This is a genomic window from Micromonospora costi, assembly GCF_003626655.1.
Classification (GTDB): Bacteria; Actinomycetota; Actinomycetes; order Mycobacteriales; family Micromonosporaceae; genus Micromonospora; species Micromonospora costi.
In genome coordinates this window covers 406057-421429 of record NZ_RBAN01000001.1, presented here as the reverse complement: position 1 = coordinate 421429, position 15373 = coordinate 406057, and the positions used below count along the sequence as shown (strand labels likewise).

Sequence of the window (15373 nt, the reverse complement as noted above, 5' to 3'; positions counted from 1 at the left end):
TATGGACTGTGATGCATGTCTCGGTACCGTCGGCGCACGCCGGCGTCGCCGGTGCCGGTCGACAGGAGTGAATCATGAGAAGTGTGTGGAAGGCCCTGGCCGCCAGCCTCGGCCTGCTGCTCGCGCTGCCCCCGGCGGGCGCCGCGTGGGCCGCCGGCACCCCCTACACCGTGCCGCCGGTGAGCGGCTCACTGAACACCTACAACGTCTCCGCGGTGTACGTCGCCGGCGTGTCCTCGGGCGGCTACATGGCCACCCAGCTCCAGGTGGCGTACTCGGGGCGCATCCGCGGGTCGGCCGTCTTCGCCGCAGGGCCCTACTACTGCGCGCAGAACACCGTGAGCCAGGCCCTCTACGCGTGCGGCGACAACATCTACCCGACCTACCCGGCCACGCTGGAGGCGTACACCCGCACGTGGGCGTCGTACGGCTGGATCGACCCGGTGGGCAACCTCGCGTCGCGCCCCGCGTACGTCTTCCACGGCACCTCCGACGGCACTGTCAAGAAGTCGGTCACCGACGACCTCGTCGGGTACCACCAGCGCTTCGGGGCGAGCGTCCAGTACGACAGCGGCTCGCCGGCCGGCCACGCGTGGGTGACCCCGTACGGCACGGGTGGGTGCACGGTCACCGCGTCGCCGTTCCTCAACGACTGCGGCACCGACCCGCAGAACGCGTTCCTGCGCAAGCTCCTCGGCTCGGTGCAGGCGCCGAACACCGGGCCGCTGCGCGGCACGCTGATCCGCTTCAACCAGAACACCTTCGCGGTCAACGGCTGGGCGAACGGCATCAGCATGGACGCGGCCGGCTTCGCGTACGTGCCGCCGTCCTGCGCGGCCGGGCAGTCCTGCCGGCTGCTGGTCGCGTTGCACGGCTGCCTCCAGGGCTACGGCCGGGTCGGCACCGCCTTCGTGGACCGGGCCAACCTCAACCAGTACGCCGACACCAACAGCATGATCGTGCTCTACCCGCAGGCCACCACCTCGGCGGTCAACCCGAACGGCTGCTGGGACTGGTGGGGTTACCTCGGCGCGACGAACTACCCGATCAAGGGAGGCGCCCAGGTCGAGACGATCATGAACATGGTCCGCCGGGTCGACGGCTGACGGCCGCTTGCCGCGTGTGCCCCCGCGCCGCCGGCCCCGGGTTTCGGCGGGCGGGGACGGGGGATGCACCCGCCCCGGTGGGCGCGGTGCCCGGATCCGGCCGTCCGTGCCGGTGGGCGCACGCGGCACGGCCACCGGGAGGCGCGCGGGGAGGTGGTCATGGTCGGCGACGGTCACCTCCAGCCGGACGAGGGCGGGTTCGGTCGCCGCCTCGACGAGCACGAGCACGCCCCGGAGGGGCGAGGCCCGGACGAGGCGCCGGAGCGCCCCCGTGGCGTCGTCGACAGCGCCGTGTACGCGCGCGGGTACCGGTACGCCTCGCCGTCGACCCTCGCCGACACGTACCGCTGCCTCCAGGAACTGACCGATGCGATGGCCTGGATCGGGCTGTACCGGCCCGACCGCGAGCAGATCACCTCGCTCGCCCGGGAGTTCCGGCTGCACGACCTGGCCGTCGAGGACGCCATCAACGCCCACCAGCGGCCCAAGCTGGAGCGGTACGGCGAGACGTTGTTCGTGGTCCTGCGCGCCGCGCGCTACGACGACGTGCACGAGGTGGTCGAGTTCAGCGAGGTGCACCTGTTCATCGGCCCCGGCTTCGTCATCACGGTCCGGCACGGCGAGGCGCCCGACCTGGCGGCCATCCGGCGCCGGTTGGAGGCCGAGCCGCAGATGCTGGCCCGCGGCCCGCAGGCGGTGCTCTACGCGATCCTCGACCAGGTGGTCGACGGGTACGCCCCGGTCGTGGCGGGGCTGGAGCACGACATCGACGAGATCGAGACCGAGGTGTTCGGTGGGGACCCGAACGCCAGCCGGCGGATCTACGAGCTGAGCCGCGAGGTGATCCAGTTCCAGCGGGCCGCCCGGCCACTGCTGGGCGTGCTCGCCGCGCTGGCCGCCGGGTCCGGCAAGTACAGCTCGGACGAGGAGCTGCAGCGCTACCTGCGGGACGTCACCGACCACCTCACCCAGGTGGTGGAGCGGGTGGACAGCTTCCGCCACCTGTTGCAGAACATCCTCGCCGTGAACGCGACCCTGGTCTCCCAGCAGCAGAACGAGGAGATGCGCAGCCTCACGGCGGCCAACTACGCCCAGAACGAGGAGCTGAAGAAGGTCTCCTCGTGGGCGGCGATCCTCTTCGCGCCCACCCTGATCGGCACCGTCTACGGCATGAACTTCGTCCACATGCCGGAGCTGCACTGGCGGTTCGGCTACCTCTTCGCGATCGGGCTCATGGCGCTCGTCTGCGGCACCCTCTACCTGGTCTTCAAGCGGCGCGGCTGGCTGTGAGCCGGACGCCCGCCCGGCGCCACGCCGCCACGGCGTCGCGCGGACGACGACCCGGGGCGGCGCCGCGGACGATCCCGCTCTACTCGAAGCCGCGCAGGATGTGCCGCTCGTCCTCGGTCTCGTCCTCGCCGGCGCCGATGCGGCCGAGCATGGCGGAGGCGGCCCACACGGTGAGCGGGGTCGACGCTCCGGTGGTGCCGCCGACCTGGGGGTCGTCGCTGGTCCGGCTCGATTCGACCGGTGGCGCGCTGCGTTGAGCCTGCATGGCACTGCCTCTCTCGTCGCAGCCGTGACCCCGCGGGGGCCCACCGGGGCGGTGGGCGGCAGGCGGGCACGGCGGGCGGCCGCACGCACGCGGATCGCACGCCGTGTGACACGGCTCACTGGAACCATCCCACGTCGGGAAGCGTCCGCACAGTCGGTTTCCCATTACCCGACTCCGCCGCCGCGTCGTCCGCGCCGGCTCTCACCGCCATTCGCACATTCGTGCATGCGGGGTGGCGCGGGTCGCGGCCCGGCTGGCGACGCCGGCGTCGCCCTAGGGCAGCGGGCAGGAGATGCCGCGGGCGTGGTCGGTGAGCGCCGCGCCGACCACGGTCGCCTCGATCGGCAGCACCTCCAGGCAGCGGCGGACGGCGGCGGCCATCAGCGCGTTCGGCACCCGCATCGACAGCGTGCAGTGCGGCACCCAGCGGTCCGGCTGGTAGTGCGCGACCAGCGGAACGCCGGCCGCGGTCAGCCGGGCGTGCACCTCCCGGTGGTGGGCCAGCAGCTCCGCGGTGGGAGTCGGCCCGAGCCACAGCACCCGACCGACGAACTGGCCGGCGTGCTGGAACGACAGCCGCAGCGGCGCGGCGACCACCATGCCGCGCAGCGCCGCCGTCACCCGATCGGGGTCGAAACGGGGCGCCACGGCGAGCGACACGTGCGGGCGGTGCCGCTGCTCCAGCAACGACCGCATGCTCTGCACACCCTCGGACTCCAACGCGTCCCACAGCACCCGGATCCGTCGGGTGGCGTCGGTGTCCAGGTAGAGCTCCAGCGCCGCGACCACCCGATCACGGTAGTCATGAGGTTTGACCACCACCGGCAGCGGTACCTCTCGCAGCGACGGTGACAGCGGAAGGGGACACGGCGTGGACGTGAGCGAGCTGCTGATCGAGACGTACGACCGGCTGCCCGACCTGGTCCGCGCGGCGGTCGACGGCCTCACGCCGGACCAGCTGCGGCAGGCCCCGGCGCCCGGCGCCAACACGGTCGGCTGGCTGGTCTGGCACCTGACCCGGATACAGGACGATCACGTCGCCGACGTGATGGGAGCCGAGCAGGTCTGGGTGACCGGCGACTGGGCCGCCCGGTTCGGGCTACCGGCGGACACGCGGGACACCGGGTACGGCTACACCGCCGCGCAGGTCGCCGCCGTGCGGCCGGAGAGCGCCCAGGTACTGGTGGACTACCACGAGGTGGTCCATGCGCGTACCCGTGAGTTCCTGGCCGGACTGGGCCCCGCGGAGCTGGACCGGGTGGTCGACGAGGCGTGGGACCCGCCGGTGACCCTCGGGGTCCGGCTGGTCAGCGTCGTCGAGGACGACCTCCAGCACGTCGGGCAGGCGGCCTACGTGCGCGGGCTGCTCGGCGTCGGCTGACGCGGGCGGCGGGCCCACCGCGGTTTGACCACGGCGGGGCCGGCCGCCGCCGGGCTCACGGCACGATCACCGCGCGGCCGTCCAGCGTCCCGTCGCGCATCCGCCGGTACGCGGTGAGCGCGTCGTCCAGCGGCAACCGCACCGTCTTCGGGCGGACCAGTCCCCGCGCGCCGAGGTCGAGGACCTCGATCAGTTCGGGCCGGCTGCCCCAGTAGGTGGTGGCGACGCTCATCTCGTACGGCACGGAGAAGAACCCGACGGGCAGTGTGCCGCCGCCGATGCCGACGATCGCCAGGTCGCTGACCGTCCGGGCGACCGCCGCGCCGAGCGCCAGGGTGGCGTCCGCGCCCACGAAGTCGAGCACCAGGTCGGCGCCCAGGCCGCCGGTGGCCTGCCGGATCTCCTCGGCCGCGGTGGTGCCCGACGGCACCGTCAGGTCGGCGCCGCACTCCTCGGCCAGCCGCAACGCGTCCGCGCGGGTGTCGACCGCGATCACCCGGGTCGCCGTGGTGGCCTTGAGGATCTGGACGCCGACGTGCCCGAGCCCGCCGATGCCGATCACCACGGTCGTGCTGCCCGGAGCGAGCCGGTGCCACGAGCGGCGGATCGCGTGGTACGGGGTGAGGCCCGCGTCGGTGAGCGGCGCCGCGTCCACCGGGTCGAGCCCGGCGGGTAGCGGTACCACGTGCCGGGCGTCGGGCACCAGCTCGAACTCGGCCATGCCGCCGTCGAGCCCGAGCCCGCCGCCTCCGCCGGGCACCGGCGCTCCCGCCGGGTTCTCGCAGTACGGGTCGACACCCACCCGGCACCGCGCACACGTGCCGCAGCCCCACGCGCCGAACACGGCCACGGGCTGCCCGACGGTCAGCCCGGTCACCCCGTCGCCCAGGGCGTGCACCCAGCCGGCGTTCTCGTGGCCGAGGGTGAACGGGGGATTCCAGGGCACCGACCCCTCGTCGAAATCGTCCATCAGGTGCAGGTCCGAGTGGCAGGCGCCCGCACCGCCCACGCGGACCACCACCTGGCCCGGGCCCGGTGCCGGCTCGGGCACCTCCACCAGTTCCGGCTCCGACTTCCACCGTTGCAGGCGCAGCGCGCGCATCCGTTCCTCCCCCCGCTCGTCGCCTGCGGGCTGCCCGCTGCGCGCCGACCGAAACCCGGCGTGCGGTCGCCCGTCGCGCGTGCGGTCGCTTCCCGCGGCGGGTCGCGTGCCCGGCGGGTCGCGCCCCGCGGGCGGACGCGTGCCGGCGCGCTCATCCGGTCCGGGTGAGGCCGCCTCACCCCCTGCCGTGCGACGGTGTGCGGGCGAGGGGAGGGGACCGATGGCCAGGTCGGCAGCCGAGTACCTGACGGCACTGGAACCCAGGCGGCGCCCGGAGCTGCCGGACACGACGACGGGCACGCTGCGGTTGGACGCGCGCGAGAACGGCCGGACGGAGCACTGGTACCTGACGGTCGCCGACCAGCACGTCGAGGTGAGCCGCTCCGCCGAGGACGCCGACGTCGTGATCCGCGCCGACCGGGCGGTCTTCGACCGCCTCGCCGCCGGAGACACGCACATCTCGTCGGCCCTGCTCCGCAACGACGTGACCGTGCAGGGCAACCTGCGCCTGATGCCGCTGCTGCGCCGGATCTTTCCCGGCCCGGCGACCGCCCGGCATCCCCGCGAGCTGGGCCGGCGCGCCGCCCCGCGCCGGCCCGGCGGGCAGGAGGACAGGCGATGAGGCAGGAACGGGTGTACGTGCTGGCGGGAAACGCCTTCGCGCTCAGCGACGAGCAGGGCGACATGGTCGTCGACCCGCATGCGCCCGTCGGTCTCTTCTCGTTCGACACCCGCTTCCTGTCCCGCTGGGTGCTCACCATCGACGGTGAACGCCTGAACTCGCTGTCCCGCGACGACATGACCTACTTCGAGACGCGGTTCTTCCTGGTGCCCGGCGCCGCCAGCCACTACGTCGACGCCGACGTCTCGGTGATCCGGCACCGCTCCATCGACAGCGCCTTCCACGAGCGCATCACCGTGCTCAACCACTCGGCCGAGCCGGCCGAGTACACCGTCCGGCTCGACATCGGCAGCGACTTCGCCGACACGGCGGAGATCCGCGAACCCCGCCCGCGCGACGTCGCCATCATCGCCGACCAGGAGCGGCGCCAGCTGCGGCTGCGCTACACCCGGGACCGTTTCGTCCGGGACACCACCGTCAGCAGCACCGTTCCGGTGGACGTGGACGAGGGTGGCATGACGTTCCGGATCCGGATCCCACCGGAGGGCAACTGGATCGCCGACCTGCACGTCGCGATGACCATCCAGGGCGCCGGCGGGCGGGACCTGCGGGTCGACCTGGACGAGCACCGGCACCACGTCCGCCGGAGCATGCGGGAGGACCTCGAGGAGTGGCTCGGTCGGGCGCCGCAGCTGGTGTCCGAGCGCCCGGCGCTGCAGCGGACGTACGAGCGGTGCCTCACCGACCTCGCCTCGCTGCGGTACCTGCCGCTGTCGAATCCCGGCCCGGTGCCGGTGGGCGGCCTTCCCTGGGGGATGACCCTGTACGGACGGGACGCGCTGATCACCTGCCTCCAGACCATGGCGTTCACGCCGGAGCTGGCCGCGCCGACGCTGCGTATCCTCGCCAACCTGCAGGGCAGCCAACTCGACGACGTGCACGACGAGGAACCGGGGAAGATCCTGGGTGAGCTGCGGTACGGGGAGGCGGCCGCCTTCGGCGACCAGCCGAGCGCCGTCTACTACGGCGCCGCCGACACCACGCCCCTCTTCGTCATCCTGCTCGACGAGTACGAACGCTGGTCCGGGAACGCCGACGTGGTCCGGGAACTGCGCCACCCCGCCCGGATGGCGCTGGACTGGATCGACGAGTACGGCGACATGACCGGCGACGGGTACCTGCGGTACCAGACCCGCAACCCGCACACGGGCACGGTCAACCAGGGCTGGAAGAACTCGCTCGACGCGATCACGTACGCCGACGGGCGGATGCCGGGCTTCCCGCGGGCCACCTGCGAACTCCAGGGCTACGCGTACGACGCCAAGCGCCGCGGCGCCCGGCTGGCCCGCGAGTTCTGGGGCGATCCCGCGTACGCCGACCGGCTCGAACGGGAGGCCGCGGACCTGAAGCGGCGGTTCAACCGGGACTTCTGGCTGCCGCACCGGGAGCACTACGCGCTGGCGCTGGAGCCGGACGGGACGCCGGTGGACGCCCTGTCGTCCAACATCGGGCACCTGCTGTGGAGCGGGATCGTCGACGACGAGTTCGCGGCGGCCGTCGCCGGGCACCTCGTCAGCCCACAGCTCTTCTCCGGGTGGGGGGTACGGACCCTGGCCTCCGGGCAGCACCCGTACAACCCCGTCGGGTCGCACCTGGGCGCCGTCTGGCCCTCCGACAACGCCCTGATCGTGGCCGGGCTGCGCCACTACCGCCGGGACGCGGAGGCCGCCCGGATCGCGGCCGCCGTCTTCGACGTGGCCGACACGCTCGGCGGCTCGGTGCCGGAGCTGATCGCCGGATACGAGCGGCACGTGACGAAGTACCCCGTCCAGCTGCCGGCCGCCGGACGACCGCAGGCGTGGTCCTCCGGCGGGCTGCTGATGCTGCTCGGCGCCCTGCTCGGGCTGCGGCCCAGCGGGGACAACCTGCTCGTGAACCCGGCGCTGCCGGCCGGCTTCGGCCGGATCGAACTCCTGGACGTGCCGGGGCGCTGGGGACGCTCCGACGCGTACGCGCGGGACCGGGCCGGGGTCCATCCGGGACGTCGTGCACGGGTGCGCTGACGCCACGTCACCGCCGGGTGCCCCGCAGCGGGACGCCACTGCCGCCCTACGACCGGCCTCGGTCGGCCGTACCGGGATCAGCGGGGGTGCCCGTGCGCCGCACCGCGTCGCGCGGCCCGCCTCCGCTGCCCCCGACGCGCTGGCGCGGGGCGTCACCGGTGGGCGCGCCGTCGTGGAGCGCGGCGGGCGGCCGCCCGGCCAGCGCCCGGTCGGCGCCCACGAAGAGGAGCCCGAGCAGCCAGAACGCCGCCGCGAGGACGACCGCCACGAGCGCCACCCCTCCGTACCCCAGCTCGCCCGCGTCGAGGAACGGGTACGGATAACCGTGCACCACGAGCCCGCGGACCAGCGCGAACGCCAGGTACGCGAGCGGAAAGGCGAGCCACCAGGCGGCGTGCCGCGGGCGTAGCCGGCCCCGCCGGTCCGCGAACGCCCAGTCGGCCAGGGCGAGCAGCGGCACCACGGTGTGCAGGAACTGGTTGCCCAGGGCCTCGCCGGCCGTACGGTCGGGCTGCGGCACGGCGAACGGGCTCGCCGGGTTCGCGAGCACCAGGTGGTACACGGCGCCGGTGATGGTGATGTAGAGGGTGATCGCGCCCCGGACAACGGCCGGGGGATCGGGGCGATCGCGCCACGCCCGCCAGGCGGCGTGGCCCGCGAGGAGTCCGACCGCGACGTTGCTCTGGATGGTGAAGTACGGAAGCAGCCCGGGCACCGTGGCGGGGCCGAGGGCGGTGAGCAGGATCCCGGCCAGCACGGCGGTCACCGTCACGACGCGCAGGGCCACCACCGCACGCCGCCGCCGTTGGGTCACCGGGGCACGCTAACAGCCGCGTGCCGCCGGGGTCAGTGAGCCTCGCCGCCGGTGCCGCCCCGCGCGCGTTGCCCGCCCGGTTCGGTGGTTCCGTCGAGTTGCGCGGTGTTGCCGGAGCGCGTGGTGCCGCCGCTTTGCGCGGTGTCCGGTTGCGCGGTGCCGCCGGTTCGCACGCTGCCGCCCGGTTGCGCGGTGCCGTCCGGGTGCGCGGTCTCGCCCGACGGAGTGGTCGCGTCCGGCGTGCCCGGCTCCCGATGGCGGCCCGGGGCCGCGGTCGGGGGCGTGCCCACCCCCGGGTGGTCGGGGTCCTTCGTCCGGCCCGCGCCGCGCTCCTCCTCGGCCAGCACCTGGTCGCAGTAGTCGGGGACCCGGCCCGGCCCGCCGGCGGCCACGACGAGACGGTCGAAGGCCGGATTCTCCAGCGACCGGCCGGGGGTGTCGTCCTCCTGGTCACGGAAGCTCCGGCACAGGCTGGACAGTGCCGCGGCCGGGGCCTCCGTGGCGCCGGGGCCCGCAGAGGGCCCGCCGTCGCTGCCGCTGCCCGGGGTCGTGTCGGCGGACGATGAGGCGGCGGCGGACGGCGCGGACGGCGAGGGCGGGCCTACCGGCCGGCCGGGCGTCCCGGTGGGCAGCGCGCCGGTGGCGGCCAGCGCGACCCCGCCCGTCGCGGCGAGGGCCAGCGCGGCCAGGCCGGCCCGTGCGCCGATCCTCGTCAGCGTGAGACGGCGTCGCGGCGCGGCGACCGGCTCCGCGAGGGTGCGGCGGAAGGCCTGCACCGCGGCCTGTTCGCCGTCGAGTTCACCCGGGAGCGCCCCAGCGCGTACGGCCACCAGAAGCGGAACGAGCGGGTGGGCGGAATCCTGTGCGTCGTCGCCGCGATCGTCGAGCAGGCGCTCGACGGTCTCCTGGTCCATCCGGTGTGCGTTCATCTCGTGTCCCTCAGCGCCACGCGCCGATGGGACGTCACATCGCGATGCCCGCGCCACCGGGGCCGGAACCCGGCGACGCGGCCCGGGGCGCGGCGATCGAGACCCGGCGACGTGGCCCCGGCCACCGCCGTCGGGCTCCGCGCCCGGCGTCAGCCCATGGTCTTGGCGCCGTCGATCGCCTCGCGCAGGATGTCGGCGTGCCCGGCGTGCTGGGACGTCTCGGCGATGACGTGCAGCAGCACCCGCCGGACGGACCAGCTCGCGCCGGGCTCGAACCAGGGAGCGACCGGCAGCGGGTGCGCGGAGTCGAGGTCGAGGGTGGCGACGAGCTCGTCGGTGCGGGAGGCGACGCGGTCGTACTCGTCGAGCAGACCGGCCAGCGTCTCGCCCTCGACCATTCGGAACTGGCCCACCCAGTCGATCGGCTCGCTCTCCATCGCGTCGGCGCCGCCGACCGCGAAACGCATCCACCGTTCCTCGGTGAGCGCCACGTGCTTGATCAGACCGCCGAGGCACAGCTCGCTGACCGTGGTGCGGCTCGCCGCCTGCGCGTCGGTGATGCCGTCGACGGTCTGCCGCAGGAACCCGCGGTGGCGGCGGAGCGCTTGCAGAAGGTCGGCCCGTTCGCCCGTGACGACCTGCTCGGAGATGGTCATGACCCGCCTCTCGCTCGATGTCTGCCAGGTACACCGTAGGTCCGGGCACCGACATTTCCGCCCGGACACGGCCTGTCCCCTTCGGCCCGGCCTGCCCGGTTGCGCCGCGACGCGACCGGGTACCTGAATCACATGGGTGTGATTCGGGTGGGCACGTCGTCCTGGGCCGACCGGGACCTGCTGCGGTCGGGGTGGTACCCGCGGTCGGTGACCACACCGGCCGCCCGGCTGCGCTGGTACGCCCAGCGCTTTCCCCTCGTCGAGGTCGACACCTCGTACTACGCGGTGCCCGTGCCCGAGACCACGCAGGGGTGGGTCGACGCCACTCCGGACCCGTTCACGTTCGACGTCAAGGCGTTCAGCCTCTTCACCGGGCACCCGACACCCGTCGCCGCGCTGCCGCGTGACCTGCGCCCGCCCGGCGGCCCGAGCCGGGTCCGCCGGCGGGACCTGCCCGCCGGGGCGTACGACGAGCTGTGGACCCGGTTCCGCGCGGCACTGGAGCCCGTCGCGGCGGCCGGCAAGCTCGGTGCGGTCCTGCTCCAGTTCCCGCCGTGGCTGGTTCGCGGCGCGGCCGCCGAACGCCGCGTCGCCGAGCTGGCGGAGCGCTGCCGACCGTGGCGGGTCGCCGTCGAGCTGCGACACGCTTCCTGGTTCGACGGTCGGGCCGCCCTCGACACCCTCGACTTCCTGCGCACCCGCGGCCTCGCCCTGGTCTGTGTGGACATGCCGCAGGGCCACCCGTCGTCGGTCCCACCGATCCTCACGACCACCGCCGACCTCGCGGTGGTCCGGTTCCACGGCCACAGCGACGCGTGGGCGACGGGCGACAAGCGGGAGAAGTTCCGCTACGCCTACGGCGAGCGGGAGCTGCGCCACTGGTCGGAGCTGCTCACCGAGCTGGCCGGGCAGGCGGCCGAGCTGCACGTGCTGTTCAACAACTGCTGCGCCGGCCAGGCCCAACACGACGCCGAACAGATGGCGAGGCTCCTCGCGCCCTCCGCCCCACCGACCGTGCCCGTCGGGTCCGCGTTCCGCGGCTCTCGTCGGTGATCGTGGGGGCGGATCGCGGGCGTCAGCGCACCTCGACGACCACGCCGCTCCTCGGGCGGGTCGGGATGCGGTGCAGCGGAATCCGCAGATCCTGCTCGGGCAGCCGGTAGTCGAGACGGGCCAGCCGGACGCAGAGGTCCCGCAGCAGCGCCACGGTGATCATCTCCCCGGGGCAGCGGTGACCGGTGCGCGGATCGCCGCCGCCCTGCGGCACCAGCTCGAAGGGACCGATCTCGCGGCCCACGAACCGGTCCGGGTCGAAGCGGTACGGGTCCGGCCAGAGCCGCGGGTCGTGGTTCTGCCCGTACAGGTCGAGCAGCACCAGCGTGCCACTCGGGATGCGCACGCCGCCCCACTCCACGTCGGCCGCCGCCCGTCCGCCCACGAACGGCGCGAACGGGTAGAAGCGCCGGACCTCGTGCGCGTACGCCCCGGCGAACGCCGGGTCGCCCGTACGCAGCCGCTCCCGGTGTTCCGGCCAGCGGTGCAGGGCGTGGGCCGCGAACGCCACGAACCAGGTGACCGCCACGGTCGGCCGGACGATGTTGAGCAGTTCGACGGCGGCGGCGCACGGGTCCAGCGGCGACGAGCCGGAGTCCCGGTGCTCGGCCACGGCCCGCACCGCCGACCCGGCCGGCACCGTCGCCTCGCCCCGGCGTACCCGCTCGACGAGCCCGGCCAGCCAGTCCTCCCGGCGGGTCCGCGCCCACCGTGCCCGCCAGTGCCGGGGCCCACCGGTCGCGAATCCGTCCACCATGGCCACCAGGTCGGCGGCGACGGCCGGCACCTGGTCCCCGGTGAGCGGGATGCCGGTCCAGTCGCAGACCGCCCGGGTCAGCACGCCGCTCACCTCGTCGAACAGCACGACCGGGCCGCGCACGGCCCAGTCGCGGGCGGCCGCGTCCCAGGCCGCGCCGGCCCGCTCGACCAGGGAGTCGATGCTCCCGTTCATGAGCAGTGCGACCAGCAGCGCCTTGCGGACCCGGTGGGCCTCACCGTCGAGGCTGTGCACCGCGCCGTGCCCGAACAGGGTGCTCTGCACCGGCCCCGGGATCGCGCCGTGCCGCCGGACGTGCCGCTCGTCGTAGAAGAAACGCGCCGCGTCCGGGCCGTGCAGCGCCAGGGTGCGCTGCCCGAGCAGCCGGGTGCGCATCACGTCGGCGTCGCAGCGGCGCAGCCGATTGGGCAGCCAGGCGTAGCCCTCCAGGGCCAGCGCGAGCGTGTTGTCCAGTCGGACGGTGTGGCGCGACGGCATGACCCTCTCCTGCCCGGGTCGCGGGGCGGCAAACCCCTTCGGTGCCTGACCAGCGCACGATCCGTCCCCGCCGCCCGCCGCGCCACCCACGTGGCGCGGCCTCAGGCCGAGCGGCGGCCGCGACTGCGGAACGCGTCCTGCGCGCGCTCGTCGATGTCCGCGTCGTCCGGGAACGACCGGCCACTGGGGGCCGGATCGGGCGGTGCGCCGGGCCCGGCCACGGGCGCCCGGGTCGGCTCCACCGGCCCGAAGCCGTGCCGCCCCTCCGGGCCCGACGGTCCGGCCGGCGCGCCGGCCCGGCGCTCGCCGCGGCGTCCCTCGGGCACGGCGGGCTCCTCGCTGCCCTCGTCCATCGGGTCGTCCTCGCCGACACCCCAGGGCGGCTCGGTGTCGTAGACGTCCCGGGTGCCCCACGGGACGGTCGCCTCCGGATCGCGCGGGGCCTGGCCGCCGTCGCGTCCCTGGTCCGCCGTCATGTCCCACCTCGCTGCTCGGTCCGCCGGTACCAGCGCTGATTGCCCGCCCCCGCGCCGGTCATGCCGCCCGCCCGGCCCCACCCCCAAGAACCCCACCCCACCCCACCCCACCCCGCCGCTCGCCCCGCCCCCCACCCCGCCGATCATGCAGTTCTGGTGCCCGGCCCATGGTGGTACGCGGCTTTTGTGGGGCACCACGACTGCATGATCGACGGGGGCGTTGGGCGCGCGTGAGGGCGAGGGCGCGGGTGGGATGGGTAGGTGGGTGGGTGGGCGGGCGGGGTGCGGGGGTTAGCGGCTGGACATTGCCATGTGCCGCTTGCCCGCGCCCCCTCCGGCCTTGTGCATCATGGCCATCCGGCCCATGCCGCTCATCTTGCCCAGCTGGGCCACCTTGCTCACTCCGACGACCTTGGCCATGCCCTTCGGGGCGGTCATGAAGCCGCCCGCCCGCCCGAGCATTCCGCGCCACACCTGGCCCGGTTTCTGCTGCTCGCTCATGTACGCGGTCACCACCACGAGCGCGCCGGTCAGCGCGGGAACCGCCCACTGGAGCAGCTTCATCTGCCGCTGGCTGGCGGCGATCCGGGTCGGCGTGTGGTGGTTGGGTTCGGTGACCCCGTCCACCGGCGGGCCGCCGGCCTTGTGCAGCCGCATGCCGACCAACCGGCTGTAGCCGGTTACCGCGAGCGCGCCCAGGGTGAGCGCCGTCTTGACGGTGGTGGCCCGCGCGACGCCCGCCTGGGCGGCCACACGGGGGCTCTCGGTCACCAGCTCACCGACCGCCCCGGCCAGGTGCGCACCGATGGCGGCCGCGTTGACCGGGGTCCACCGTGCCCAGCCGGCGGAGGCCACCGGCAGCCGCTGTGTCGCGTCGTTGATCTTCGCCGCCGCGCCGTTGACACCGAGTGCACCCATGAGGGAGCCCCCGAACCAGGCCGCCAGACCCAGATCGTGCATCGAACGCAGTGCGGTGTGCCGTTCCGACATTTGATCCCCTTCCGCCGTGTCGGGCGGTGCGGCTTACCCACCGCCCGGGCGGCTAACCCCGTCGGTCACCCGTCGAGACCTCGCGGGTGGGACATACGGGACGGCCCGACCGTACGCCCGGTTCCAGGAACTCGCGGTGCCCCGCCCGTCCCGACAGCGCGACGTCAAGAAACCGCACGACACCGGCGACGGGCGGAACCGGGTCGAGGGCAGGAGTCGTCCGGGCGTGCCGGGGTAGAGCAGACGGTGAGGACGAGGGAAGGGAACGGCCATGACCCAGCCGGACGAGAGCCGTGAGAAGACGTCGGAGACGGACGCGGTGCTGATGCACCCCGGCAACGACCCGAACCGGACCACCGCGGAGGTGCCGCCCCGGCGGGACCACGGTGAGATCCGGGTGGAGCGGGACGGCGAGATGGTGCCCCTCGAACCGGAGGAGTGACCCGGCCGGACGCGGACACGCGCCGAGGCCGGACGCGGACACGCGCCGCGGCCGGGCGGGACGGTCAGCGTGCCGGGAGGCCGGCGGCGAAGGTCGCCACCCGGGCGGCGAGCGGCGCCGCGGCGCGTACCCAGGTGAAGTGGTCCAGCGGGGCTCCGGCCGCCGCGACGGTGTAGTGCTCCCGCGCCACCGGGGCCGCCGCAAGCTTCGCGCAGAGGTGGTCCATCGTGGGGTGCGGCGTGTACTGGTCGTCGTCGACGCTGACCGCGAGCACCGGTGTGCGTACCGCCCGCACGGCGGCCTCGGTGTCCACCCCGTCGAGGTGGGGGAAGCGTCCGGTCCGGGCGGTGTACGCCCAGTCGCGGATGACCCCGCGCGCCTGCCGGCCGCCGAAGCCCCACCCGGGCCAGACGCGCAGCAGCGCCGCGGTGGCCGCGATGCCCTGGGTGTACGGCAGCACCCCGTACCCGCGCCGGCCGGGGTAGGCGCGCCAGTACGGCAGCCCGACGGCGACCAGGGCCAGACCGTCCACGGTGTCCGACCCGTGCAGGGCGAGGTGCAGCAGCGCCGCCTGCCCGCCGAGCGAGTGACCGAGCAGCACGCGGGTGCGCCCGTCGAGCCGGGGCTTGAGCGCTTCCTGTACGGCGCCCACGTCGCCGGCCAGCTCCGCGTACCCGTACCGGGACCGGCGGCTCGGCGCGGGCGTGCTCGCCCCGGTGCCGCGCAGGTCGGCGACGGCCACGGCCAGCCCTTCGGCGCGCAGCGCGGCCGCGAGGGGCCGGTAGTAGCGGGCGCGTACGCCCATCGCCGGCCAGATCACCACGACCGGTGCCCCCGGCCGGTCCGGGTCCGGATACACCTGCACCCCGAGCCGGTCACCGTCGACGTCGACGTACTCCTGGGCGTACTCGGTCTCCCCGTTCACCGGC

The 15373-nt window shown here is 74.4% G+C and carries 17 protein-coding genes; 7 read left to right on the top strand and 10 right to left on the bottom strand.

Translation table 11 applies throughout. The features are described from left to right. The first annotated feature begins 74 nt into the window (after positions 1 to 74). Together D7193_RS01935 and corA are read left to right on the top strand one after the other, a co-directional pair. The gene (locus D7193_RS01935; protein WP_241562783.1) at positions 75 to 1106 is read left to right on the top strand and encodes an extracellular catalytic domain type 2 short-chain-length polyhydroxyalkanoate depolymerase; all 1032 of its coding nucleotides are present in this window, start codon (positions 75 to 77) and stop codon (positions 1104 to 1106) included. Positions 1107 to 1265: 159 nt separating this feature from the next. Beyond that, entirely contained in the window at positions 1266 to 2396 is a 1131-nt protein-coding gene (corA, locus tag D7193_RS01930) for a magnesium/cobalt transporter CorA (protein WP_120779178.1), read from the top strand. A gap of 79 nt (positions 2397 to 2475) precedes the next feature. On the opposite strand, the gene D7193_RS01925 is transcribed toward corA, so the two are convergent. Both D7193_RS01925 and D7193_RS01920 read right to left on the bottom strand, forming a co-directional pair. Then, the gene (locus tag D7193_RS01925) at positions 2476 to 2661 is read right to left on the bottom strand and encodes a hypothetical protein (protein ID WP_120777651.1); all 186 of its coding nucleotides are present in this window, start codon (positions 2659 to 2661) and stop codon (positions 2476 to 2478) included. 273 nt (positions 2662 to 2934) lie between these two features. Then, positions 2935 to 3450: a 2'-5' RNA ligase family protein gene (locus tag D7193_RS01920; RefSeq protein ID WP_120777650.1), complete on the bottom strand. Its 516-nt coding sequence runs from the start codon at positions 3448 to 3450 to the stop codon at positions 2935 to 2937. 82 nt (positions 3451 to 3532) lie between these two features. Between D7193_RS01920 and D7193_RS01915 the strand changes: the two genes are divergently transcribed. Then, complete coding sequence (locus D7193_RS01915) at positions 3533 to 4042, top strand: mycothiol transferase (protein ID WP_120777649.1); 510 nt, start codon at positions 3533 to 3535, stop codon at positions 4040 to 4042. Positions 4043 to 4097: 55 nt separating this feature from the next. Here the strand turns inward: D7193_RS01915 and D7193_RS01910 are convergent, their stop codons facing one another. Next, positions 4098 to 5144 carry an NAD(P)-dependent alcohol dehydrogenase gene (locus tag D7193_RS01910; RefSeq protein WP_120777648.1) on the bottom strand — a complete coding sequence of 349 codons (1047 nt, stop codon included), beginning with the start codon at positions 5142 to 5144 and terminating at the stop codon, positions 4098 to 4100. A 220-nt stretch (positions 5145 to 5364) separates the two neighbouring features. Between D7193_RS01910 and D7193_RS01905 the strand changes: the two genes are divergently transcribed. After that, complete coding sequence (locus D7193_RS01905) at positions 5365 to 5766, top strand: SCP2 sterol-binding domain-containing protein (protein ID WP_120777647.1); 402 nt, start codon at positions 5365 to 5367, stop codon at positions 5764 to 5766. After that, positions 5763 to 7829: an amylo-alpha-1,6-glucosidase gene (locus tag D7193_RS01900; RefSeq protein WP_120777646.1), complete on the top strand. Its 2067-nt coding sequence runs from the start codon at positions 5763 to 5765 to the stop codon at positions 7827 to 7829. The genes D7193_RS01905 and D7193_RS01900 overlap by 4 nt, the downstream gene beginning before the upstream one ends. 46 nt (positions 7830 to 7875) lie before the next feature. Here D7193_RS01900 and D7193_RS01895 read toward each other — a convergent pair whose 3' ends face one another. The 3 genes from D7193_RS01895 to D7193_RS01885 form a co-directional block, all read right to left on the bottom strand. Further along, entirely contained in the window at positions 7876 to 8643 is a 768-nt protein-coding gene (locus D7193_RS01895) for a Pr6Pr family membrane protein (RefSeq protein WP_174242531.1), read from the bottom strand. Positions 8644 to 8675: 32 nt separating this feature from the next. Then, the gene (locus tag D7193_RS01890) at positions 8676 to 9572 is read right to left on the bottom strand and encodes a hypothetical protein (protein WP_147434311.1); all 897 of its coding nucleotides are present in this window, start codon (positions 9570 to 9572) and stop codon (positions 8676 to 8678) included. A gap of 149 nt (positions 9573 to 9721) precedes the next feature. After that, the gene (locus tag D7193_RS01885; protein WP_120777644.1) at positions 9722 to 10228 is read right to left on the bottom strand and encodes a DinB family protein; all 507 of its coding nucleotides are present in this window, start codon (positions 10226 to 10228) and stop codon (positions 9722 to 9724) included. Positions 10229 to 10360: 132 nt separating this feature from the next. Between D7193_RS01885 and D7193_RS01880 the strand changes: the two genes are divergently transcribed. Continuing rightward, entirely contained in the window at positions 10361 to 11281 is a 921-nt protein-coding gene (locus D7193_RS01880; protein WP_120777643.1) for a DUF72 domain-containing protein, read from the top strand. Between the two features lie 22 nt (positions 11282 to 11303). Here the strand turns inward: D7193_RS01880 and D7193_RS01875 are convergent, their stop codons facing one another. From D7193_RS01875 to D7193_RS01865, 3 genes are all read right to left on the bottom strand, one after another. Further along, positions 11304 to 12536, bottom strand: a complete 1233-nt coding sequence (locus D7193_RS01875; RefSeq protein ID WP_120777642.1) for a cytochrome P450 — start codon at positions 12534 to 12536, stop codon at positions 11304 to 11306. A 101-nt stretch (positions 12537 to 12637) separates the two neighbouring features. Continuing rightward, complete coding sequence (locus D7193_RS01870; RefSeq protein WP_120777641.1) at positions 12638 to 13012, bottom strand: hypothetical protein; 375 nt, start codon at positions 13010 to 13012, stop codon at positions 12638 to 12640. A gap of 291 nt (positions 13013 to 13303) precedes the next feature. Continuing rightward, positions 13304 to 14002 (bottom strand): hypothetical protein, encoded by a 699-nt coding sequence (locus D7193_RS01865; protein WP_241562782.1) that lies wholly within the window; start codon positions 14000 to 14002, stop codon positions 13304 to 13306. Between the two features lie 271 nt (positions 14003 to 14273). On the opposite strand from D7193_RS01865, the gene D7193_RS33340 reads away from it, so the two are divergent. Continuing rightward, a complete protein-coding gene (locus D7193_RS33340) occupies positions 14274 to 14444 on the top strand; it encodes a hypothetical protein (protein ID WP_158674753.1) in 171 nt (56 codons plus the stop codon). Positions 14445 to 14508: 64 nt separating this feature from the next. Here D7193_RS33340 and D7193_RS01860 read toward each other — a convergent pair whose 3' ends face one another. Continuing rightward, complete coding sequence (locus D7193_RS01860) at positions 14509 to 15369, bottom strand: alpha/beta hydrolase family protein (protein ID WP_120777640.1); 861 nt, start codon at positions 15367 to 15369, stop codon at positions 14509 to 14511. Between the last annotated feature and the right edge of the window lie 4 nt (positions 15370 to 15373).